The 23,435-nt window shown below is 62.1% G+C and carries 13 protein-coding genes; 9 read left to right on the top strand and 4 right to left on the bottom strand.

Annotated features, from left to right (window positions below; genetic code table 11):
* Positions 1–2 precede the first annotated feature (2 nt).
* Positions 3–1,109 (bottom strand): hypothetical protein, encoded by a 1,107-nt coding sequence (locus tag A9W99_RS16920; protein WP_216639736.1) that lies wholly within the window; start codon positions 1,107–1,109, stop codon positions 3–5.
* 35 nt (positions 1,110–1,144) lie between these two features.
* The gene (locus A9W99_RS16915; RefSeq protein ID WP_156623141.1) at positions 1,145–3,022 is read right to left on the bottom strand and encodes a sucrose-6-phosphate hydrolase; all 1,878 of its coding nucleotides are present in this window, start codon (positions 3,020–3,022) and stop codon (positions 1,145–1,147) included.
* 401 nt (positions 3,023–3,423) lie between these two features.
* Between A9W99_RS16915 and A9W99_RS16910 the strand changes: the two genes are divergently transcribed.
* Positions 3,424–3,984: a recombinase family protein gene (locus A9W99_RS16910; RefSeq protein ID WP_067380304.1), complete on the top strand. Its 561-nt coding sequence runs from the start codon at positions 3,424–3,426 to the stop codon at positions 3,982–3,984.
* Between the two features lie 66 nt (positions 3,985–4,050).
* Here A9W99_RS16910 and A9W99_RS16905 read toward each other — a convergent pair whose 3' ends face one another.
* Both A9W99_RS16905 and A9W99_RS16900 read right to left on the bottom strand, forming a co-directional pair.
* A complete protein-coding gene (locus A9W99_RS16905) occupies positions 4,051–5,172 on the bottom strand; it encodes a hypothetical protein (protein WP_067380301.1) in 1,122 nt (373 codons plus the stop codon).
* Positions 5,173–5,186: 14 nt separating this feature from the next.
* The gene (locus tag A9W99_RS16900; RefSeq protein ID WP_067380298.1) at positions 5,187–6,908 is read right to left on the bottom strand and encodes an McrB family protein; all 1,722 of its coding nucleotides are present in this window, start codon (positions 6,906–6,908) and stop codon (positions 5,187–5,189) included.
* Positions 6,909–7,299: 391 nt separating this feature from the next.
* Between A9W99_RS16900 and drmD the strand changes: the two genes are divergently transcribed.
* From drmD to A9W99_RS26150, 8 genes are all read left to right on the top strand, one after another.
* On the top strand, positions 7,300–10,854 hold the full coding sequence (gene drmD, locus A9W99_RS16895) for a DISARM system SNF2-like helicase DrmD (RefSeq protein ID WP_253869944.1): 3,555 nt from the start codon (positions 7,300–7,302) through the stop codon (positions 10,852–10,854).
* Entirely contained in the window at positions 10,854–14,927 is a 4,074-nt protein-coding gene (locus tag A9W99_RS16890) for an Eco57I restriction-modification methylase domain-containing protein (RefSeq protein WP_067380295.1), read from the top strand. Before drmD ends, A9W99_RS16890 begins: the two co-directional genes overlap by 1 nt.
* Positions 14,927–18,640 (top strand): DISARM system helicase DrmA, encoded by a 3,714-nt coding sequence (gene drmA / locus A9W99_RS16885; RefSeq protein WP_067380292.1) that lies wholly within the window; start codon positions 14,927–14,929, stop codon positions 18,638–18,640. Before A9W99_RS16890 ends, drmA begins: the two co-directional genes overlap by 1 nt.
* A complete protein-coding gene (gene drmB / locus A9W99_RS16880; RefSeq protein WP_067380290.1) occupies positions 18,640–20,691 on the top strand; it encodes a DUF1998 domain-containing protein in 2,052 nt (683 codons plus the stop codon). The genes drmA and drmB overlap by 1 nt, the downstream gene beginning before the upstream one ends.
* Positions 20,681–21,385 carry a DISARM system phospholipase D-like protein DrmC gene (gene drmC / locus A9W99_RS16875; protein ID WP_067380287.1) on the top strand — a complete coding sequence of 235 codons (705 nt, stop codon included), beginning with the start codon at positions 20,681–20,683 and terminating at the stop codon, positions 21,383–21,385. Before drmB ends, drmC begins: the two co-directional genes overlap by 11 nt.
* Positions 21,385–21,768 carry a hypothetical protein gene (locus tag A9W99_RS27330; RefSeq protein WP_253869940.1) on the top strand — a complete coding sequence of 128 codons (384 nt, stop codon included), beginning with the start codon at positions 21,385–21,387 and terminating at the stop codon, positions 21,766–21,768. Before drmC ends, A9W99_RS27330 begins: the two co-directional genes overlap by 1 nt.
* 257 nt (positions 21,769–22,025) lie before the next feature.
* Positions 22,026–22,772 carry an antitoxin Xre/MbcA/ParS toxin-binding domain-containing protein gene (locus A9W99_RS27325; RefSeq protein WP_067380283.1) on the top strand — a complete coding sequence of 249 codons (747 nt, stop codon included), beginning with the start codon at positions 22,026–22,028 and terminating at the stop codon, positions 22,770–22,772.
* Positions 22,772–23,332 (top strand): RES family NAD+ phosphorylase, encoded by a 561-nt coding sequence (locus A9W99_RS26150; protein WP_082930049.1) that lies wholly within the window; start codon positions 22,772–22,774, stop codon positions 23,330–23,332. Before A9W99_RS27325 ends, A9W99_RS26150 begins: the two co-directional genes overlap by 1 nt.
* Positions 23,333–23,435 lie beyond the last annotated feature (103 nt).

Raw genomic sequence — 23,435 nt, 5'->3', positions numbered from 1 at the left:
CCCTAGGTGTGCCGCTGTCGGCGTCGAAATAGTGGCCGCATCGCTGGAACCGAATTCTCGGGCGCGTCCCCGTCGGCACCATTTGTCTCTGCCCAGAGGAGCGGCAACGAATTATTTGGCGTGTTGTGGTCAAGGACGAGCGGCAGCGCGCAACCGCCGTACCCGAGCTTCATGTCGTCAGTTCCGCCTACTTTTGTATGTGATGTTTCCAGTACTGGGTCGTAGTACCGATTGGCCAGCTCTAGGAAGTCCTGATCTTCAGGATTGCTGGCACTCATGGGAAGTGACTCGGGGAGCTTGATGCCATACGTCAGCCTAGGCAGAGAGCTGATCCCCAGCTCCGTGAGCAGTGCCGCGGAGTCTTGAATGCGTGCACCGAGACCGGAGATAGCTGCAGCTGTGCCGGCGTAGTGGTGGACGTTCACTCTGTAGTCTTCTTCGAAGATCTGGCGCTCGAGGTCCGAGACCGCCTTCCTGACAGATTTTGCGAACTTCACCAGCTTGCCCTTTGGGGCACCGGTATCAGAATCAATCCGGAAGAAGGTGGTGCCGGTGGCGACGAAGTCGTCGACCAAATAGACCGCTACAAATCTGGCATCGGGATCGTCGGTGTCTTTCCGTAGACTGCCAAGGAGGTCCTGCCATTTTTCGCTATCCAACTGGGCCGAACCCACTACTTGCTCGTTGGAGATCAAGCCGACGTTCTGATGACGAAGGTAGTCCACCCGGGCTCCGTCACTAAGGCCCAGAAACAGCGTGCGGCGCCGCAAGTGCGCAATCCGGTCTAGCGCGTCGGCGTCAGCATTGACGAGGTATGGGCGAATTTGGAGTTCTTCGGCAACAGCGCGGACAAGCTCGGGCCGGACCCAGTTCGTATAAAACTGGGCAACCAACTTCTCCATCTCGCCTGGACCGATGTACACCAATCGGTCGGTTACGAACTCATACGCTGTGCTGCGTTCGTTCGGCTTGAACTGTTGAAGCCACGCGGCCAGGCTTTCGATAAACCTGACACCAGCCTCGAAATCTCTATAGCCGTCGTACTTTAGCGATGCCATCAAACGCAGGCGGCGAAACTCGTCATACGCGCGATCGTCGTCCCAGTCCATGATTCTCCCCAATATGCGGAGAGCAAGTTGAGTGTTCACGTAAGACTCAGCCGAATGAGTGGGTCCCCGTTCAACGTGATCGCGCGTAGGTAATGCAGCGTGGCCCGCATGCCCCGCAAGCCCGGCGGAGCGATGTTCCAGCAATGATCTGGATGACCGCTGACTTGGTCGACGCTTAGCCCGAGCGGGTGAGCGAGCATTTCGAAATCATTGCCAGGCCAGCGCCCGCGGTCTCCAATACGGAGCACATAATCCGGGTTCGCTACGTTGCTGACTACGTTCAGTTTGGACGCAGAGCGGTCAACGACATCGATTGAATGGCTAGAGCGCATTAGTCGCACGCCGCCAATCTGAAGTTCGTCGATGAGCTCGCGTACATCCGTCCACAATGCATCTTCGTCGGCCGCGGATCTTGGGGTGAGTGTCAGTTGGCTTGGACGGAGATCCACCTGCATACGCGGCATGGTCGCGAGTCTGGCTTGAATTGCGTTATTTACGTTAGCAATCGCGGCAGTTGGAGTGCGGCCACGATCAGGCCCATCCGTCGAATCTAAACCAATGATCTCGGCGCCGTTGTAGTAGCCGACGAGAACCTGCGGCCAAAGAGATGTCGGCAACACCGCGCGTAGGCTGTCGCCGGCCGACTTGCCCCTGCCAGTTGCGATTCCGATGCGCACCCCTCCGTCTGCGAGCCTACGCAATTCAGCACCGATCTCTGGCACAGGATTCTCGAAGCGCCTTGCTGTGTCGACCACTGTTCCGTCATAGTCGAGGACAACGCCGGCGAGCCTGGTCGATGTAAGGCGCTCTTGCATACGCTCCAGGTTCGTCCGCCAAAAATCGGCCTCGGGTGGAGCGTCTGGACCCTGCGCGTTTATCTTTCGCCGGATGGCCCAAGCACCAGTGCTGGGGACGACAGGCTCAGGGATGCGCAACCCGTAGAGCTTTCTGCCGAAGTCAGGAACACCCGGTTGTCCTGGGTCGATCCCTCTGGAAAAGCCGGCCTGCGCCGTCAGGTGGAACGTCGCGAGGAGAGACCCCAATTCGGCGCGCTCTCCCCGGCCTTCAACGTCAATGCGTGAGCAGGGGATTCCCTTCGGAATCACACGCAAGGTTTGATCCGCGAGCTTACGGTCCGAATCGGAAATGAACACCAGGAGTCCAGTACTATCGCCGTTTTTTGCGAGCCAGTGATGGCGTCCATGGGCGAAATGCCGATAGTCGGCCAGTTGAACGTCCTTGATGCCTGCCTCGACGAACTTTGACTCAAGATCAATGCCGCCAAGGGTTGTCTCACCGCCGTGCAGAACGACCAAGTGATCGACCAACCGAACTCTCTCGTACTCCTCTAGCCATGTCGCAACACGACTAGAGGTCGGGTCGGCCAAGGGGCTAAGCGATGCAGCTACCCCATACCACTCGTTGTGTCGCCCTGCGGCATTCAAATAGCAGCGAGACATCAACGCGCAGAAGGCGAGCAGCGAATTTGTTGCTAGGAAACCGTCCTTCTTTGTTGGAGTTGCGAGCACGTGCAGGGTCAAGAATGGGTTCTCGCGACAAAGGGTTGCGACTCGGCTCCGCTCTTGCATCGTCAAGACGTTCACAGCGTCAGGTTCGCCGAGCTGACAGGCACGCACGGCGGCGATGACGTCGACGTTGGAACCGCCGGCGCTGAAGATCCAATGAGTTGCGTTATTCGCAATTGGCTCTGAAGCAAGGCGGTACGGGGTCGCAGCCGCCGCGACTTGTCGAAAAAAAGTACGGTGCAGACGCGCTAGATGACTCGCCGCAGAGAACGAGCCTCCTGACCCCACCGCCACCAGCGGTGAGGACCAACCGCGCGAGATAGCCATCAATAATTTGGTCACGTCGGTGTCAGAGACCCAATCAAGTGTGTGCCGGAGTTCGGCCATTTCCGAACGATAAGGACGTGCCACGAAATGAAGACCCTACTGACTGTTTGCGCTCTCGCCTGACTCGTGAAGAGGGTAGTGGTCAGCACTGACAAACTCACCGAGGTCGTCGGGATGTCGTAGAAGTGTGTTGGTCACGTCCGCAGGTGTCGGTCGGCGGCAATGCCGCCGGTCAACGAATTGTCACGTGCTTTCCGCGGTCCAACCGTTCGAGCTGTCGGCTTGGTTCACTCGCGCCATCGAGCCGTCTCGAAAACGATGGGTTCTTGCGACTGAGACGTACCCGCCACCGAGTCTGAGCTACCTGCACTGACGGTGATCATTGACTGTCTAGAAAACCTGTCTCAAAACTGCTATTCTCATAACCCAGTCAGACACGAGTTTGTGAGACAGGAGACGTGATGGCCACCATCGGCTACGCGCGGGTGTCAACCACTGAGCAGGACCCACAACTTCAACTTGACGCCTTGCAGAAAGCAGGTGCCGCCCGCATCTTCACCGACCACGGTGTCAGCGGCGCGACCGCCAGCCGCCCACAACTCGATGCCTGCCTCGATCACCTTCGCGACGGCGACGTCCTCACCGTCTGGAAGCTCGACCGACTCGGACGCAACACCCAGCACGTTCTCGCCGTCGTCGACGACCTGATCTCACGGGGGGTCGGGTTCCGCAGCATCACCGAAGGCCTGCATACCGAGGGCGCGATGGGCAAGGCGATGCTGACCATCATGGCGGCATTCGCCCAACTCGAACGCGACACCATGATCGAGCGCACCCGCGCCGGGTTGGCCGCCGCCGCCGCCAACGGCCGCAAGGGTGGGCGCCCACGCAAGGTCAACGACGCTCAGGCCGCCAAAGCCCGCCATCTCAAGGAGAAGGGCGTCGCGGCCACGGATATCGCGAAGATGTTGAGCGTCTCTCGCGCCACCGTGTATCGCTATCTTGCCGAGGACGCCGCCTGAAACCGCAAAGGATCGTAGGTCCGATCGAGGGTTCCTCGATTTCGTGTTCGATTCACCGTCGATCCCTCACTGATCGAAATCACTGCCCGCCTGTAAGGCGCCCTGGGTTGTCATGCACTGCATCCATCGGTTGCGAATGTCGGCGGGCTTGGCCGAGAGGTCGACTGACATGAATCGCAGGGTGTGTCCCTGGATCTTGGTCTCTGCGGTGAACTCCTGGCGGCCGGAGGTCTTGACGAAGAGCAGCACCCCCTCAGCGGCGTCAGCGACAGCATTCCCATTACCGCTCTGTGAGGCAAGGTAGGCGTAGAGCTGGTAGAGATATCCGCTGGCCACTGTGGTCTTCCCATCTCGGTCGACCAGCGCATCGGTGAACTTCGTTTCGATAACGATCCGCCTCTTCATCGCGGGGTTATCTAGTGTGACATCAGTTTTCATGACGGGCAGGAACGTCGGAGTCGGGCCCATTTCGGACTTCCAGTGCAGCTTGCGAGATCCGATGGTCCAGCCTTGTGCGGACAGTGTGTGCCAGAAGAATCCACGTACCGCGGCCTCGAACAGCTTGCGATGCTTGCCAGGCTCGTTGAGGAGGGCCGGGAGGTCTGCCAGGCCTTGCTCGTGGTACGGGATGGCCATGTCACGCAGCAGATGCGCGGCGTCAAGCATGCGGCGGTCGCCGGCGTCGTGATGGGCGAGGCGATCGCGGGACAACTCGCTGCGCGAGGGTTCGACAGCGCCGACGCCGAGTCGGTGCATTCGGAAGGCGGCGGCGCGGCAGCGTTGTGCGAGTTCGGCTCTCTTGATGGCCTGCGCCGCGTAGATCAGGGTATGGGCGATGAATCGGTTTCGGGGGGAATCGACGCTGAGTTCCTCGAATCGGCAGGCGATCCGGCCCTGGTCGGAAAGCCGACGGGTAACGGATCTCAGGTGGTCAATACGTCCCCGCACCCGGTGGAGATCAGCATGGCGGGTCCGGTAGTGCAGGGTCAGTTGGCGCCGGAGGCGTTGCTCGACCTCAACAACCAGCACTTCTGCGATGGCGTCTAGGAGGTCCTCATCCCGTTCGCCCGCAAGGATCTTGTTTCGTTCAGGTGCCCGCATTTCGGCGAGTAGTTCTGAGGCATAGATGAGCAGGAACCACATGCTGCGCACCGGGATGCTGGTTTTTCCCTCCCCGAGGATGATCACTGTGCTCCCGAAGCTCAGGCTTTGAGGGCCGCTATGGCGGCCTCGGCTTTCTCGCTGGCGTCGAACCAGTACTCCTGCAGTTGCGGGCCGATCTGTGTATCGATGACGCCGAAGTACCAATCCTTTCCATCGGACTGCGCCTGAAGTGGAGTCAGAAAGCTCTGTCCGATCACAAAATTAGGTCCCAGCATGCGGTCTTCCGCGATCGTTGTATTCAGGTCATGAATACGGCTGCGGATCGTCTCCACCAGTCCCGGATCATTGGGCAGCTTCTTGGCGAGATCAGCCGCCCAGGCATCGGTGAACGCCGGTTCGAGCGTTTCGTAGCTGAACCGCCGGCGCAGGGCGAGGTCGACCAGAGCCAGTGACCGGTCGGCGATATTCATCGTCCCAAGCAGGTACAGGTTGTCCGGCAAGTAGTACTGCTCTGCGATGGATTTCGGATAGCTAAGGGCCAGCGCATCGTCCGGGTTCCGCTTGCTTTTCTCGATGAGGGTGAGCATCTCACCGAACGCTTGGGCGGGGTTGCCGCGGTTGATCTCCTCGATGACCAGGACGTGCGGAACGTCGGGATTCTGCCGAGCTCGATCGGCGTGCTGCAGCAGAGCGCCGTCAGTCAGGTCGAGCTGGCCACCGGATGTGGGCCGCCAGCCGCGGACGAAGTCCTCGTAGGAGGTGTTGGGGTGGAATTGCACCGCTCGGATAGCTCCCGGTGCTTGGGTCCCGATGAGGGCTTGTGCCAGGCGCCGCGCCAACCACGTCTTTCCTGTTCCCGGGGCTCCTTGCAGCACGAGGTTTAGGTTCTCTCGCCAGTGATCGAGCATCTTTTGGAGACGCTCCTTCGAGTGGAAGCACCCTTCGGCGACGATGTCGGCCACGGTGTACGGGGTGTCCGATGATCCGCCCATGGATCCGCCGCCGGCGCCAGCGTCTTTGCCACCAGGGGGCTGGGGATCCTCCTTATCGGGGAGCCACTTCGGTCGCCAGATGTCGTCGTATATGTCGACCGGTCCGCCTGCTTGAGCTTCGATTGCGTCGATGATGTTGCGCAGGTCGGCGTCGAGGTCCTTCGTCGGGCCGTCAGGAAGATTGTCTGTAGCGAAGGCTGCGCGAAGGGCGGTGCGATGCTGTTGACTCACCATCGGCGGGTAGTAGCGCGGTTGGAAGAGGTACAAAAGTGCTTGGCGCTGGGCTGGCTCGCGGTGGCCGGGCGAGTCCATGACCAGGTCCCGCAACGCCTCGGGACTTGTCTTCGCCTGGGCGCGGATGCTTGGGTCCTGGCTCTTGAAATACTCCGCGAACTCCACCAGGAACGACAGCTGCGCCCAGCGGCGATTGTTCCAGGCCGGCCCGCCGTTGAAAACGCCCTCGTTGAAGGCCGCAAGAACATCCGGAGTTAACGCAACTGGCGGCTCTAAGGGTTCCAGCACCTCTTCGATGACCTTGCGCTTGTAGGGCGTGGTGAAGTTCGAGACCGGCAGGATGTTGAGGATGTAGATCTCGGCGAAGAGCTGCCTGGCGGACGGGCTGCAAGGTGCCAGTTGAATTGCGAGCTTCTCGGCGAAGGACTTGGCCGAAACGTCGGGTGCGGCGACATAGTTCGTGTGCAGTTCAGCGAGGCGGGAGCTGGTCCAGATCTGCTTGTCGGGAGTTAGCAGAGAACCATCAGCAATGAGACAATCGTTAAGGATCTGAGCGGCGACCTTCTCGACTTGCGGCGCATTTGGCCTTTTCATCGTTGGCGACGCATTTACCACTGTCATTGTCTCCCTGGGTGAAACAGCACGTGCTTGCCGACTTGAGATCGCTGTTCCTGTATGCGATCGGCCGCTAGCTCGACTGTCTTATCCTCGTTGTTGGGCGGCCTCCGCGGAACGCGGTTTTCCGAATCCGTCTGAGACTAGCGCCGGATTGGACCTCTTTGTCGGCCAACGCAACGTGGGGCCGCGATGGGCTCAGACGAACCTCTTCACAGTTGACTGTGCGTGGTCGAGGATGTTGTCGGACTGATTGCAATCGCATGCTCGCCTCCGCCATTCGGCGCCTCGATCGCGAGCACCACCGGTCCGAGAAGTCGGGTGGGAAACCCCACACACCAGCGAAGCTGGCCTATTACCGTTGCTTTGTGTGGGGGAGTCACCGCGAATTGAGGCTGACCACCTGTCGCCGGGCCAGCGCTTCACGATCCGTCGGGCGGTCCAGGGTGCGATCGACTCGCACGGCGTTGAGTGGGCGATGCGGAACACCTGTGCCGACCTCGAGGCGAAGTACGGAATCTCCTACGACACCATCGACTACCTGCTGCACGACGAACTTCCGGCCGCGCTGCCCGAGGAGCTGTTGACGTCGGGGCAGCGAAACCGGATCCGGCGCGATTTCAGCGCCGCGACAGCCATCACCGATGTCACCCAGAGACGCAACGCAGCCGCGGAGGTGGTCAGAAGCCACGCAGAATTGCTCGGCGTCTCCGAGGACACCATCAGGACCGTTGTCGGTGTCGACGGCGATACTGCACCGCCAGCCCCAGCACCCGCGTCCGGAGGAGTTCCTGTGCTTGTAGCTGCCCCGGCCCTGCCCGAACCCGGGCAGGTTGTCGAAGTCCGCGGCTCGACGTGGGCGGTGGCCAACGTACAAGCCCAAGGGCTTCCGTTGAGTCCGGCTGACGATGCGGCGGCCCATATCAACCATGTGGTCGACCTGCAGTCGCTGGACGAGGACCGCCTCGGCGAGCAGCTGTCGGTGATCTGGGAGCTGGAGGTCGGCCACACGGTCACCCCGCCACAGGGGCTGCACGAGCACATCAACCCAGCGGGCTTTGACGACCCCGTCACGTTGGCCGGCTTCATCGATGCGATGCGTTGGGGTGCGCTGACCTCGGCGGACCCCAACCGCTACCAGGCGCCATTCTGGTCAGGTGTGGTGGTGGAGGCCTACCAGCTCGAACCGTTGCGGCGGGCGTTGACCAGCCCGCGGACCAACCTGCTGTTGGCCGATGACGTCGGGTTGGGCAAAACGATCGAGGCCGGCCTGGTGGTGCAGGAGCTGATCTTGCGGCATCGCGCCCGGACCGGGGTGATCGTGTGCCCGCCAAGCCTGGCGCTCAAATGGCAAGACGAAATGCGCGACAAGTTCGGTTTACAGTTCGTGATCGTCAACAGTGAGCTGATGGCTCAGGTGCGCCGAACCCATGGCTTGCACGCCAACCCATTTCAGCTGTATCCGCGGGTGATCGTCTCCATGGCGTGGCTGCCGCAGGTGCGCTGCCAACGGCTGCTGCGCGACGTGTACGCGCAGGCCAAGAACCCCAAACTGGGCAAAAGATTCGCCTTCGACATACTCGTCGTTGACGAAGCTCACCACGTCGCGCCGTCAAGCCCGTCGGCCATCGCGAAGGGGCGCGGCTACTCGGTGGACACTCAGCGCACAGTGGCGGTGCGCCAGCTCGCCGAAACGTGTGAGCATCGGCTGTTTCTCAGTGCCACCCCGCACAACGGCCACCCGGAGTCCTTCACCGCGCTGATGGAGATGATCGATCCTCGCCGGTTCTCTCGCGGCGCGCTGCTGGATTCGGCGGCCCTCAAGGACGTGACCGTGCGCCGGCTCAAGAGCGACCTCAAGGGCAAAGGCTTCAAAGACCGCCAGGTCAATATCCTCGACTTCACCCCCGAGGACAGCGAGCAGCAGATGTTCTCTCTGCTTGATGAAATCGTCACCCGCAGCGCCAAGCAGAACGGCACCAAACCGGGCGGGGACATCGTCACGATGCTGCTCAAGAAACGGTTCCTGTCGAGTCCGTTCGCCTTCGGGATGACCATCAGCCATTACCTCGACGCGCGAGCGGGACGCGGCTTGCGTGCCGACGACTATGACGACATCTTCGGTGAGGGCCAGGCCGACGAAGAAGAAGGTTTGTGGGAGCACGACGAGGCCGAACGGCTGCGGGAGTCCAAGGTGTCCGATCCGCTCAGCGCGGCTGAAGCCGGACAGCTCGAGAAACTCGCCGAGTGGGGTTTGGGCTACGAGAGCCGACCCGACTCGCGATTGCACCGGCTGGTGAAGTTTCTGGACGCGGTGTGCCGGCCCGACGGTAGGCACTGGTCCAACGAGCGGGTAGTTGTGTTCACCGAATACGCCCATACCCTCGGCTGGTTGCAACGGGTCCTGGCCCAACGCGGCTACGCCGACCGGTTGGCCGTCATCGAAGGCGTAACTCCCACCGAGGATCGCGAATACATCCGCTCCCAATTCACGGCCAACCCGGCTGAGGAACCGGTTCGGGTGCTGTTGGCCACCGACGCCGCCGGTGAGGGAATCGACCTGCAGACCCACTGCCATCGGCTGGTGAATTTCGACATCCCGTTCAACCCGTCGCGGCTCGAACAGCGCATCGGCCGGATCGACCGCTACGGGCAGACCGACACACCTGAGGTTTTCCACTTTGTGCCCGATGACAAGTCGTCCACCTACGCCGCCGACGCGGACTTCATGGCCCGCGTCGCCAAGAAGATCGCTCAGGTCGAGGTGGATCTGGGATCGGCCAACCAGGTGATCGGTGAGGAAATTCAGGAACACTTCGCCCGCCGCCAACCTGCCAAACGCAAAGCCAAGGGGCTCGATGGCAACAAAGTGATCCAGGAGGCCCTAGCCGGCGGCATAGAACTCAACGCACGGCTCACCGAACTGGAACGCGGCTATGACGCGTCGCGTGCCGATCTGCATCTCGACGCGCAGAATTTGCGCCGCGTCGTCGACACCGCGCTGCAAATCAACCATCAGCTCCCGCTGGAACCGGTCGGCGACGCCGACACCGACGCCGACGTGTTCACGATGCCTGCGTTGAGCCCTGGATGGCAGGAGACGCTCAAAGGCTTGGCCACCCGGCTCAAACCCGATGTGCTGCGGCCGATCACGTTCGACCCAACCGCAGCCGAGGGGCGCAGCGATCTGGTGTATGTGCACCTGGGCCATCCGATCGTGCAGAAAGCCCAACGGCTGCTTCGCCGCTCGCTATGGAGTGTGGATTCCACCCTGAACCGCGTGACCGCGGTGGTGATCGACGGTATGGCGGAGTCGTTCGTGGCGGCGGTGACCCGCATGGTGCTCGTCGGCCGGGGAGGGGTGCGTCTGCACGAGGAGGTTTTCCTGGTCGGTGTTCGTCTACGCGGGCGTCGCGCGATGGCCGAGGAGAAAGCGGAGCGCGCCCTCGACCACGCCCTCGACGGGGACCGGCTGACCCTGGCCAGCCGCCGGGTCCGCGACGACCTCTGTGAGCTGTGGAACGCTCCGGACGCACCGCTGCGGGAGCGACTAGAGGAGTCGATGCACGCCCGTGCTGAGCGCCGACACACCCGCGTGCTCGAGCAACTGGACAACCGCCGCGCGTCCGACATCCAGCGGGCTCGCGACATCTTTTCCGCGTTCCGGTCCAATCTGCGCGAATCGCTGGACCTGCTGCGCAGCAAGGACGCCGAAGCCGAGGCGATGCTGTGGGCCGACGAGCAGCAGAAGCAGTGGCGCCGCGACATCGAATCCATGCAGCGCCGCCTCGACGAACTCGACGACGAGGAGGCCCGAGAGATCACCGCGATCACCGACCGCTACGCCGAGGTCAAACCCCACACCACCGCCGCCGCGGTGGTGTTCGCGCTGACCCCGGCCGACGCGATAGGAGGGCTGCGCTGATGGCGCCGCCCACCCCGCGACAACGTTCCACACCGAATGTCTCTGAGCTGCACCGTGCGTGGCTCGAACTCGTCGACACCGACGGACCGTTCCTGGCGGTCGCTCCGCTCAAACGGGTATGGCCCCAAGGCATGCCCGGCTTGGATGATGCCCGCAAGGAAGCATTGCTGTACGCACGCAAGGACTTCGAAGCCGCTTGGGAGGTAGCCGATCGAGCCACCGGTGACGGAGACTCGCCCCGGGATGCTTACCGCATCGCCCGCGACAAATGGGTGGAGACCGTGCTGCGTGATGTGGCCGGCTGGGCCGAATCCCTGTCGTGGGGGACGGTCGCCGGGGTGCAGGCGCAGTCACCGAACCGGGCGGTCACCGTGGGCGCGCAGGCGGCCCTGCTCGCCCCGGATGGCGTTATCGGCGCGCTGATGTCGGTCATCGACCCGGTCGACTCGCTTCGCCAGGTTCCCAACGACCTGTGGGCGGCCACTCCCATCGACCGGATGGAATCGCTGCTGCGCGGCAACGACATTCCGATCGGCATTGTCACCGACGGACGCTGGTGGGCCCTGGTGAGTGCACGTGCCGGGGCGATGACCGCCTCCGGCGTCATCGACGCGCTGACATGGGTGGAAGAGCCCCGCACCCGTGATGCCTTCCTGACGTTGATCTCGCGCCAGCACATCATCGGCGGCACGCTCGACGAGCGGCTGCCGCTGCTGTTCGAGGAATCCGTGACCGCTGCCGAAGAGATCACCGAAGCCCTCGGCGCCCAGGTGCGCGGCGCGGTCGAACTGCTCATCCAGTCTTTCTCCGAATCCGCCCGCGACGCCCAACAACGCGGCGGACCCTATCCGCTTCCGACCGACACCCACCAAAGCTACGAAGCCGCGGTGACGATCATGATGCGGATCGTGTTCCTGCTATTCGCCGAGGAACGCGGCCTCCTGCCGTCCGGCGAACTGTTCGAGCAGGGCTACGGGATCTCCCGCGAACTAGACCGGCTACAGACACGCTGTGATGAGGACAGCGAGGAAGCCCTCGATGCCACCTCGCTGACCTGGCATCGCCTGCTGGCGACCAGCCAGGCGCTGTACGGCGGTGCCTCGTTTGAGAACATGCGCGTGCCCGCCTACGGCGGATCGCTGTTCGACCCGGCGCGCTTCCCGTTCCTCACCGCGCTGACCCCGCACGGAACCCTGGCCGTCACCGTGTCCGACCGGGTGATGCTGCACGCACTGCGGTCGGTGCAACTGGCCATCCTCAAAGGCGGCGAGGCGCGGCGAATTTCGTTCCGCGACATAGATGTCGAGCAGATCGGCTACATCTACGAAGGTCTGCTCGGCTACACCGCGGTCGCCGTCGGTGAAACCTACCTCGGTCTGCAGGGTGCCCGCGGTGAGGAACCCGAGATCACGCTGTCGGATCTGGAGCGACTCGCCGCGGCCAACAGCACACCGAAGAAACTGGCCGAGGCAATCCGCGCCCGTGTCGCAGACAACCAGCCCTCCGCCAAGCCGCAGTCAGCCGCGGGCATCGCCAAAAATATTGCGGCGCCGGTCGATCCGAGTGTCGTCAGTGCGCTGGCCCAAGCGGTCGGTGACGACCCCGAGTTGCGCGAACGTGTGCTGCCCTGGCTAGGCGTCATGCGCCAGGATCTGCGGGGTCGCCCGTTCGTGGTTCTTGACGATGGACTGTTGGTTAAGGAAACGCCGTCCCGCAAGAATGCCGGGGCGCACTACACGCCAAAATCACTAGCTATGGAAGTCGTCCTGCATGCACTGCAGCCGCTGTGCTATGCGCCGGGCCCGTATCAGACCGCCGACGAGTCACAGTGGAAGCTGAAGTCTTCCGACGACCTGTTGGGCCTGAAGGTCGCCGACATCGCTTGTGGCTCAGGCGCATTCCTGGTCTCCGCGGCGAGCTATCTGGCCGATCGGGTGGTCGAGGCGTGGATCGCCGAAGATCCCGCCAACGCTCATCGCGGCGACCTGCACCGCCGCGCCGTCCGGGAAGTGGTCGCCAACTGCCTCTACGGCGCCGACATCAACGACATGGCCGTCGAAATGTGCAAGCTCTCGCTGTGGCTGGTGTCACTGGACCGTGATCTGCCGTTCTCCTTCGTCGACGACAAAATCTTCCTAGGCAACTCGCTGCTCGGCACCACCAGCCTCGATCAGCTCCGCAGGCTACACATCGACCCTTCCCGAGTGCCGACTGGAGAAATGTTCGACATCTTCGACGTCGACATCGACGCGATAATCCGCAAGGCGGCCGATCTACGTCGCAAACTCGCCTCCGAGATCGACGAGAACGATCCCGCGCGCAACAGTGCCGCCAAGCGTCGCCAACTCGCTCAACTTCGCCATGTGACAGCAGAATTGCGCAAGATCGCCGACGGGGTTGTCGCTGCGGGACTGCCCCTGGGGGGAAAGCCGGGCAGGGCGCTCGACGAGGCTTACGAGAACCTGCGCATCGCGGTCAAGGCAGCGCACGTCGAATCTGGTATGCCCGATTCGACGATGCTCGATTCGATCATCGACATTGGTCTTAGCCCGACCGTGCCGACCGACTACCGGCGGTGGCAGCCCAATCATTGGGTTATCGAAGCGCCCGACGTGATCGTGGACCGTGGCGGATTCGATGCTGTCATCGGCAACCCACCGTTTGTCTCGAGTACGAATGCACCTGCTGCTGTCGGAGAGAACATGCACGACTGGCTAGCACACGTGCTTGGGGAAGGAGTGAAGGGTAAGGCGGACCTCGTAGCGTTCTTTCTGCTGAGGGCGATCAGCTTGGCTAACGCATCATCGACATTGGGATTGATCGCAACGAACACAATTGCTCAGGGGGACACTCGGCAGGTCGGACTTGATTACGCGGTTGCGAAGGGCTTGGAGCTTACTCGGGCTATTCGGAGCGCAAAGTGGCCCGCCTCAACCGCCAGCCTTGAGTATGCCGCGATCTGGGGAACAAGAATCCCCGTTGCCGAGAATGCCCAACGCGTTGTTGACGGTACGCCCGCAGGTTCGATCTCGACATTGTTGGAGCCGGCTGGTCGCGTCTCTGGTCTTCCCTTAGTCCTGCAGGAAAATCGCGGAATCGCATTCAACGGGATCAAAATGTATGGGCAGGGGTTCTTGATCTCTCCTGACGAGGCAGCCCGGTGGATTCACGCGGACCCGCGGCTTCGCGATGTTTTGGTGCCATACCTCTCGGGTGAGGATGTGAATGGGCATCCGGAAGCCCAGGCTCCTAGGTGGGCAATCGATTTCAACAATATGGCGCTGGAGGCGGCATCAACTTACGCGCTGCCCATGGCACGTGTTAAAGAGCTAGTGAAACCAGAACGTGAGCGTGCGAGTGAAGCAGTTGCTTCGGCTCCTTGGTGGCTGCCGTTCAGAAGCCGTCCCGCTCTTAGGGCAGCGATCCGCAGCTTGACGCACGTCCTCGTGATTACCGCAGTGAGTAAGACCGTCATGCCGTTCCGCGTACCGAGTGCACAAGTTTTCAGCCATAGTCTCAACGTCTTTGCAAGTGACAGTTACGCACTCCAGGCGGTGCTGTCCTCTTCGTTGCATCAGCTATGGGCGGTCACTTATGGCTCGACGATGCGTACTGATGTGCGTTACACGCCCTCGGATGTATTTGAAACCTTCCCGTGTCCAGTTCAATCCGACCGTTTGGATCGAATGGGGAGGATGCTCGATGATAAGCGCCGCGAAGTAATGCTTCGCCGCAACCTTGGTCTGACAAAGCTCTACAACTTAGTAAACGACCCACAAATCACTGACGCCTCCGACCCGGATATTGCCCGGATGCGTTGCATACACGTCGAGCTTGATGAAGTGGTGATGAATGCCTACGACTGGTCGGACATTTCGCTCGATCATGGCTTCCATACATACCGGCAGATGGAGCGCTGGACGGTGAGTCCCGCAGCGCGGGTGGAGATTCTGGATCGGCTGTTGGAGGAGAACCACCGCCGCGCCGCCGAAGAAGCACAACAGGCCGCGAAGCCGAAGGGCAAAGGTCGTCGAGGCAAGAACGTGTCGGAAGAGCAAGGAACATTACTGTAATGCCTGAGTCTGCCGAGAAATTAAGGGAATTGGGGCCGACCTACGAGTTGACCTATGAGCCGGATGGTTCGTCGTTCACTGTCCGCGAGAACTTGGTCGATATCTTGCACCGGGAATTGCTGGGCCCGATCCATGGTCCTGATGAGGTATTGCCATTCAGTCCGCGGTCGCAGTATCTGGTGGGGCACATCGCGCCGGTGCGGCTCACCGGGGCGGCGTCGGGCAGTGACGACGCGGCTGAATCCACTGAACGGGGCGAGCTCGCCGAGGCCCGGGTTGATGAGGACGCGGTCACCGAGGTGCGCGGTGTCCCGGCGTTCGCCACCGAAGAGCACGAAGCCGATGCCGACGATGATGACGCCGAGGATCGGGCACCCAAGCAGGGCTTGATGATCCCCTCGTCCATGGGCCTGCGGTTTCAGGTACCGCCGGACCTGGAGGCGTTTACCGTCACCGCGTCGTGGGGCACCTATGAGTCGGTGCAGACCGACATGGTCACCAAAGCAGGCCGTCCGATCCGCCATTTCCAGCGCATCGCCGTTGAACAAGCTCGCACCGTTCGCCTGGACGACCTCGACGCCGGTCGGATGACGACAATCCCTTTGCGCGACACCATCTGCCTGCGGGTCGATCGCTTCGACGACCTGGCGTGCAATCGGGTGCTCATCGAGATCGCGCTGTGTAATGACCGCGAGACACCAATGCCGATCCCGATCGGGATGTGGATGTTTCAGACCAAGCTGTATGTCGATGCTGGCGGATCGGAGGCCTTTCTTCCTGTCTGCGATGTGCTGGAACAGGACTGGCCAGAACACGACCCTGAGGTGCAACGGCTGAACCTGCAGTACCGCAACCGGCTTGAGTACGCGATCGGTCGGACGTGTTCGGTGGACTGGACAGTCAAGAAAGGTTCGCGGCGCGCTACGGCGGTGTGGACCACGTGGCTGCCGATCGCCGAGACACCGCAGACGCAGGCGCGTGCTGTAGAAAATGCGCTGCTGTCGATGGACGCCCTAGCGGCGGCGAGCGCCGAACAGGTCCGCGCCGGGCTTGAGCCGCTCGTTGCCGGCTACCGGACGTGGCTCGACACCCAGGAGACCGCCGCAGCGCACTTGCCGGCGCATCTTCGGGACACAGCAGACCTGGCGCTTTTGGAGGGCCGCCGCGCGCACAAGCGACTGCAGGATGGCCTGGACCATGTGGTCGCTGATTCCGAGGCGCTGCGCTGCTTTCGATTCATGAACGCCGTGATGCGGGATCAGCGCGTCGCCTCTCAAGTGGCTGCGCTGCGTGCTTCGGATCCCGGTTTGTCGATCAGCGGCGCGCAAGCCAAGGTCGCCGAAGAGGGTGCGAATGCCGCTTCATGGCGGCCGTTCCAGTTGGCATTCATCTTGATGCAGCTCGGCGCCCTGACGACTCCGGCAGCGCAGTTGCGCAGCGCCGAGCACCTGGCGCGCGTCGAATTGCTGTTCTTCCCGACCGGTGGCGGCAAGACCGAGGCATATCTCGGTCTGGCCGCCTACACGTTTGCGATCCGCCGCCGCCAGGGTGTCGTCGATTCCGCCGACGGTCCCCTCGACGGCCGCGACGGTGTGGCAGTGTTGATGCGTTACACCTTGCGGCTGCTCACCGCCCAACAGTTCCAACGGGCGACCGCACTGGTGTGTGCGGCCGAGTTGACCCGCCAGGCCGATGAGACCATTTGGGGCGCTGAGCCTTTCCGCATTGGGCTGTGGGTGGGAACCGATGTCAGCCCGAAACGCTTCGAAGAGGCCGACGAGCAGCTGACCAAGGCCAACGAGTATGGGGCGCACCGGCTCACCGTGCTGCAGGTGCAGCGCTGCCCGTGGTGCGGCACCCCGATCACCGCCGCTCAAGTCAAAGCCGACGCCACGGCGAGGCGGGTGTTCGTCTACTGCGGCGACGACCTGGCTCGCTGCCCGTTCGCCAAGGGTGGGCAGGTCTCTGAGGGCCTACCGATCCTGACCGTCGACGAGGAGATCTACCGGCTCACACCGGCATTCGTCATCGCCACCGTCGACAAGTTCGCCCGGCTGGCCCGCGAAGGCGAGGCCGCATCGCTGTTCGGTTACGTCGGGCGGCGCTGCTCCCGCCACGGCTACGTTCATCCCGACTACTCAGCGTGCAATATCTCCACCGCGCACCCGGCGGTGACTGGCTACCCTGCCGCCACCGTGCATCCGGTGGGCCGGCTCAGGCCACCGGATCTAATCATCCAGGATGAGCTGCACTTGATTACCGGGGCACTGGGCACCTCGGTCGGTTTGTTCGAGGTCGCGGTGGAGACGCTGGCGTCGTGGGAAAAGCCCGACGGTACGCCGGTACGTCCGCTGATCGTCGCGTCGACAGCCACGGTGCGCAACGCGCAGGAACAGGTCCGCGGACTGTACGGTCGGCGCGTCGAGATCTTTCCTCCGCAGGTGCTGGACGTCGCCGACACCTACTTCTCCCGCGAAATTCCCATCACCAAAGCCACACCTGGTCGCCGCTATGTGGGGGTGAGCGCGCAGGGCGTGCGCCTGGCCAGCGCCGAGATCCGGGTCTCGGAGGTGCTGCTGTCGGCCGGGCAGCTGTTGTTGGACCGCAGTGGCATCGCCGCCGACCCGTACCTGACACTGGTTGGGTACTTCAACGCCACCCGCGAACTGGCCGGCATGACCCGATACATGGGCGATGACGTACAGAACCGGGTTAAGCGGCCGCGCAAGGATTCCGGGTTCCCGCCTCGGCACGGCGCCGCATTCGGGCTCCTCAACACCGGCGAGTTGACCGCGCGCATCGCGTCCTCGGAGATCGGCCGCACCCTGGACCGGCTGGGCCTAGAGTTCGACCCCGACTACGACACCACCGAAGCGTTCCAAGACCGGCTGGCCGCCCAGCGCGACGGCAAAAAGGTGCCTACTCGTAAGGAGGCGCCGTTCGACGTGGTGTTGGCCACCTCGATGTTGCAGGTCGGTGTCGACGTACAGCGGCTCGGGCTGATGCTCGTCGTCGGCCAGCCCAAGAACACCGCCGAGTACATTCAGGCCTCATCGCGCGTGGGTCGCGACGCTTCACGCCCGGGTTTGGTTGTGACGCTGGGCAACTGGGCGCGGCCTCGCGACCTGGCGCACTTCGAGCAGTTCCGCCACTACCACGAGACGTTCTATTCTCAAGTAGAGGCGTTGTCGGTGACGCCGTACTCGCCGACGTCGCTTGATCGTGGTCTGGACGGTCTGTTGGTCAGCGTCGCACGGGTGATCCAGGCGCCCTCTGACGACGGGCTCTCACAGGAGCGCAATGCGTGGCGGATCAAGGAGCACCGGGCGACGGTCGATCGGATCGCTGACCGCCTCAAGGCCCGCATAGCGGCGGCTGCGCTCGATGAGGCGGCGGTGAAATACGCTAGCGACCGCTTGGTCAACCGGATAGACCGATGGGTGGATCGGGCCACTCGAGCCGGTGAGATGCATAAGACGCTGGTCTACGAACGCACCGGGGAAGGCGACAAGTACCTGGCGTTGCTGATGAGCCCGGAGAATGCGAAATCCGGTGTCGGGTCGTCGACCGAGCCGCCGTTCATTGTGGCGAACTCAATGCGTGAGGTGCAGCCGGAGATCAACATTCTCGTCAGTCCGATCCCGGAACGCTTGTTCGCCCGCGTTCCCGAGGGCGCACCACGCTGGACGTTGCCGGTGGGGGATGAGGACTGATGACCGACACGACACCCGACGCGGTGATGCTGCACGATGTCGAGCAGACGTTGGATCCGTTGACCGACGCCGAAGAGACGGCGGTAAAGAACCGGGCCAAGGTCGGCTCGTCGCGTCCGTCGTCGCTGCTGTACACATACGGGCCGGGCGCGATCATGGACCTCCCGGGCTTCTCGGTGATGCCCGCAGGTCTAGATGACTGGGAACCGATCTGGAAACGGCGCGAACATGTTCCGTCGATCATCGAGCCTCGGCTGCTCAAGGTGGTCCGCATGCACCTCGGTCCTCAGGTGGATGCGTTGCGACCCTACCCATGGCAGCCCAAGCAGAACGCGTTCGTCAAAGACGGTGCCGACCTCGGTATTCCGGCGCGGGTGTTCCCGCAGTGGCTGCGCTGCACCGGATGTGACTACCTCGGGCCGCTCCCGCGCTTCAGCTATACGAATACCCATCCATTCCGGCCGGACCTTGCCCAGTTCACCCACAAGAGCTGTCCGGGCCGCGGCGCAAAACGCGGCAGCTCTAAGGCAGGCAGGCGAGAGAGTCCCGCGGTTCCGGCGCAGCACCTACTGACATGTACCAATGGTCACCTCGACGAGTTCCCCTACGAATTGTGGGTGCATCGTGGCCGGCAGTGCGCCAAGGCGGAGCGGCCTGATCTGAAGATGCGAGATGCCAACCTCGGCAAGAGCGTGGGGTCGATGATCGCGTGTACGCAGTGCGGGGCGACCCGCGGCATGGCCGAAGCGCAAGGCTCGGTTGGCCGCGACAAGCTGCCCCAGACGTGCCGGGGGCGTCACCCACACCTGAACGCTTTCGATAAGGAGTGCGGTGCCCGACCGGCGTTGATCATGATGGGTGCCTCCAACCTGTGGTTCGCCTCCACCCAGTCGATCATTGTCATGCCGCGCACTGACGCTGAGAAAGTCGAAGCCCTCGGTGATCTTCTGCGGCTTGAGCTTGGCATCGAGACGATCCAGCAGTTCGCCGGACAACTCGCGGTCATCCGCACAATGGCCGGCTTGAAAAGCATTGACTTGAACGGGGTTTCGGATGAGAGCCTCTCGTCTGCGATTGCCGATGCGCTCTCGCCGCCGGAGTCGGAGGAGGAACGTAAGAAGAAGCGTGACGACTGGGATCCGGTGGAACTGCTGGTCCCCGAATGGCAGTATCTGCAAAAGCCGGCTTTGTTCCCGTCTCAGAAGAACACCACTGGGCTGATGGTGACCGACACGGCGCGCGGCCCGGAGCTTCCCGACCAGATCAGCCGAGTCGTCGCGGTCAACCAGATGAAAAAGGTCAATGCGTTCATCGGGTTTACCCGCCTCGACGAGATGGATCGCATCAACGACCTGCCCGGCCGGCTGGTCAAACTCACCCGCAACGGCAAACCGACATGGGTGCCGGCGACCGAAGACCGGGGAGAGGGAATCTTCCTGCAGCTCAACCTCGATGCCGTTGAGGCGTGGGAGAACATGGTCTACAAGTCGCCGTTGTGGGCGGCGCACAAGGGGGCTCATCGGCGTAACTTCGATCGACGGTTCTCCGAAACCGCCAAGCCTGTGGACCACGAGAGCAGGCTCCCTGCGCCCCGATACTGGTTGCTACACACGCTTTCCCACGTTCTGATTAGGGAGATGGCGATGTCGTGCGGCTATGGTGCCGCGAGCCTGACTGAACGGATCTATGGCTGGCCTGCCTCCGCGCACCGCGAGGGCGCAGCCGGGCTGCTGATTTGCACCACCGCCTCAGACAGCGAGGGCACCCTGGGCGGGCTGGTAGCCCTCTCAGAGCCTTCGCGCCTGGAGGGGCTGGTGATCGCGGCGTTGCGGCGCGCGGGCAGATGTTCATCAGATCCGTTGTGCGCGATGCGCACTCCCAGCGACCCCGAGGATTTTTTGCACGGGGCGGCATGTCATTGCTGCTGCTTCGCCTCGGAAACGTCGTGCGAAAAGGCCAACCGTTTCCTCGACCGCCGATTCCTACTCACACTGCCCGGTGGGGATGACAAACCTGTGCCGGGGTTCTTCGGGAGCCCTGATGTCCGATGATCCGGTGGCTCAGCTGGGGAGGTATCTCACCGCGACGGAGGCCGAAAGCTTGGCGGTGCTGATCGGAGCTGGTGAGCACACCACTCACGCGCTGGCATCGGTAAGCCCCGCGCGGCGTGGGCGCGCCGCAGAGTTGTTGAAGGCCGCGGGAATTGGGCACCTATCGCCGGAGTCATCAGTCGCAGTGCTTCGCGGTATCGCGGGGGCGAAGTCGGTTCACCGTGACCTTGTACCGGTTTGGACCATGCCGGGAAACGAAGCGACGACCGGCCACTTGACCAGTCAATTTCACGACGTGGTCGCCGCTGCCCGTACCTCGGTGACCTGTGCGACCTACAACTTCTCGCCGACGTCGAAGATGTGGGATGCACTCAAGACTGCATCCGAGGCACCCGAGGTTGTGGTGTGCATCTACGTCGATGCCGAGGTGGGCGACCCTGTCGGCGTGAAGGTCCGGCTTCCGCGCGCCACCGTTTACCGCTCCGCGATTCTGTCGGACGGCGTTCAGATCGTGAGCCACACGAAGTTCATCGTTGTCGACCACGAGGTCGTCTTACTAACCAGTGCCAACTTTTCCTACAACGCGGAGAACCGCAATGTCGAGTTCGGGTTGCTGATCAGGGATAGCGGCCTGGCGGGGTCGATCGAATCGACAACGGCCAGCAAGCGAGGAACTCTGTATGAGCTCATTTGATGCAGCCTTTGACCGTGCGAGAACGTTTAACTGGCGACAACTGTCTCTTCGCGTCGAGGGCCGGGAGCGCATGGCTGTCGTCTGCCGAGACATTGGCGACGCGAATGAATGATGCTGCCGACCGGCTAGCCGCGGTTATCTGCGAATTGATCAACGAGGCCGTCGCGAAGGGCATTTACGACGGCATGAGCGACCGAGATCGGCCGAACATGACTGAGCAGGAGCTGTATGAATACCTCTGCTTTGACCTCGAACTTCCCGTGACCCGGCGCACCGTCAAGTACGCCGTGATGCGCCGGGAGATTGTGCCCACACGGCTGGGCAATGGAAATTATTTCTCCAAGCGTGACGGCTTGGATTGGATCCAGTCGCGTAAACGATGAAGTGACGGCGACTGACAATTGATCTTCCGTCAGGTGGGTGATCTGCGGATCGTCGACCGCTGTGACGGCGACAGCTGATCGGCGTCGTCACCGGTCAAACCCTCCATAACCCGAACTTATCCCCGTTTGCAAGACGGGAACCGTTTGCCGAATCCTTTGAAGCTGCCCGGCTGGCAACCAGGCTCCTAGGACTACCGAGTCGGGCTCTGTCCCGGCATGAGGTTGGATGTATAGCCATCGACTGGACATCCGGTCGCGTGAAGACCAGCATCGGCATCATGGCTGTGGCATTTCTGCGGCTGACAGAAACAGTCGGCGAGTCGGGCCCGGAGACAGCGGTATCCGACGCGCTGAAGAGAAGCGCACCGCTTCTCCTCGTCACCGATGACTTAGACGCGCGCTATCCCATACAAACTGCCATTTTAATCATTAGGCCGCCTTCGGACGAACCTCAGCTCCCGGTATGGCACAGGGACGATTGGGACGACGCAACGCACTTCAGTGTCGCGGCGATCGTGGTCGCGGGGAGGCGGGACACATTCTCTACCCAATTTCTTCTCGACAAATATATTGCCGAGTTAAGAGGACAGATGGCATCCTCCTCAACGCCATTATTTTTCTACGATCCTTCACTCGATCCAGTCCCAGTTGACTTGCGCGAGATTTTGATTGGTCTTACGCATGACATGTCACCATTAGAGACATTGAGTCTTCCGTTGTTTATACAAGCGGCGGGCGGTGAGCATCGGGCGCAGGTTGTCATAGATAGCGCGATAAAGCAGCGCGGCGGTGACGAGCAATCCGCGCTCGAAACTTTCGCTATGGAGACGCGCGGGGTGCTCGAGGGCGCAACAGAGAATTGGTCTTTCGACTCAGCCGTGGATTGGCTGCGGTCTCCGAATGCCTTTCTCAACGGGGCTCGACCAATCGACGTGCTGGTCATGGAGGGCAGCAGGACCGTTGTCGATGCAGCTTACGCAACGACCTGGAGCTTGTTCGGCTAGTGCTGCTGTACAGGGTTTTCGCCTACAAGCCGGCAGCTGCCGTCGGTACCCCCGGCCATCCCGGCTATATACACGGACCCGCGCAGGGCAAAGGGCGCATCGATAATCCTGACCGGTACACCGTCTGGTACCTAGCTCGCGACGCCTCTGGCGCAATAGGTGAGGTTTTCGGAGATATCACGGAATGGCGCAATTCAATGTTTGATGTTCCTTTTCTCGCTGGTGCGAAAAAAGCTCTCGGAATATATCAAGCCCCCGATGATCTTTCCGTGCTGAATCTTGACCATGCGTTCGCCTTGCATGAAAGGGGTCTGCGACCAACGCAGATCGTCGAGCGTAACCGCGCCGCGACCCAGCGATGGGCGCTAAGCGTGTACGAAGAATGCAACTACAAGGGCGATCAGCTTTGGTCCGGTGTTGAATGGTGGAGTTTTCATCGTTCGCACTGGCGTGTCATGGGTCTATGGGGGGTGACTCCGGCCGCTCTGGCAGTCGACGAGTTAGACCTCACACATCCAGCTGTGGTTGACGCTGCGGCCTCGCTGCGACGGGTGATTTGAGTTAACGCGATGGCGTGCTTAGGTCAGCTGGACGGATCGGCAAAGCTGACCGGCATATCGCGCTCCCGGGTCGGTTTCCGCGGTTTGCCGGCGAGGTTGACAC

This window comes from Mycobacterium sp. 1164966.3 (genome assembly GCF_001665395.1).
Taxonomy (GTDB): domain Bacteria; phylum Actinomycetota; class Actinomycetes; order Mycobacteriales; family Mycobacteriaceae; genus Mycobacterium.
This window is presented reverse-complemented; position numbering and strand designations above follow the sequence as displayed.

Bases quoted from the DNA above. Each gene is read 5' to 3' on its own strand.
- A9W99_RS16920 (WP_216639736.1), bottom strand. From the start codon at position 1,109: ATGGACTGGGACGACGATCGCGCGTATGACGAGTTTCGCCGCCTGCGT.
- A9W99_RS16915 (WP_156623141.1), bottom strand. From the start codon at position 3,022: ATGGCCGAACTCCGGCACACACTTGATTGGGTCTCTGACACCGACGTG.
- A9W99_RS16910 (WP_067380304.1), top strand. From the start codon at position 3,424: ATGGCCACCATCGGCTACGCGCGGGTGTCAACCACTGAGCAGGACCCA.
- A9W99_RS16900 (WP_067380298.1), bottom strand. From the start codon at position 6,908: ATGAAAAGGCCAAATGCGCCGCAAGTCGAGAAGGTCGCCGCTCAGATC.
- A9W99_RS16890 (WP_067380295.1), top strand. From the start codon at position 10,854: ATGGCGCCGCCCACCCCGCGACAACGTTCCACACCGAATGTCTCTGAG.
- drmA (WP_067380292.1), top strand. From the start codon at position 14,927: ATGCCTGAGTCTGCCGAGAAATTAAGGGAATTGGGGCCGACCTACGAG.
- drmB (WP_067380290.1), top strand. From the start codon at position 18,640: ATGACCGACACGACACCCGACGCGGTGATGCTGCACGATGTCGAGCAG.
- drmC (WP_067380287.1), top strand. From the start codon at position 20,681: ATGTCCGATGATCCGGTGGCTCAGCTGGGGAGGTATCTCACCGCGACG.
- A9W99_RS27330 (WP_253869940.1), top strand. From the start codon at position 21,385: ATGCAGCCTTTGACCGTGCGAGAACGTTTAACTGGCGACAACTGTCTC.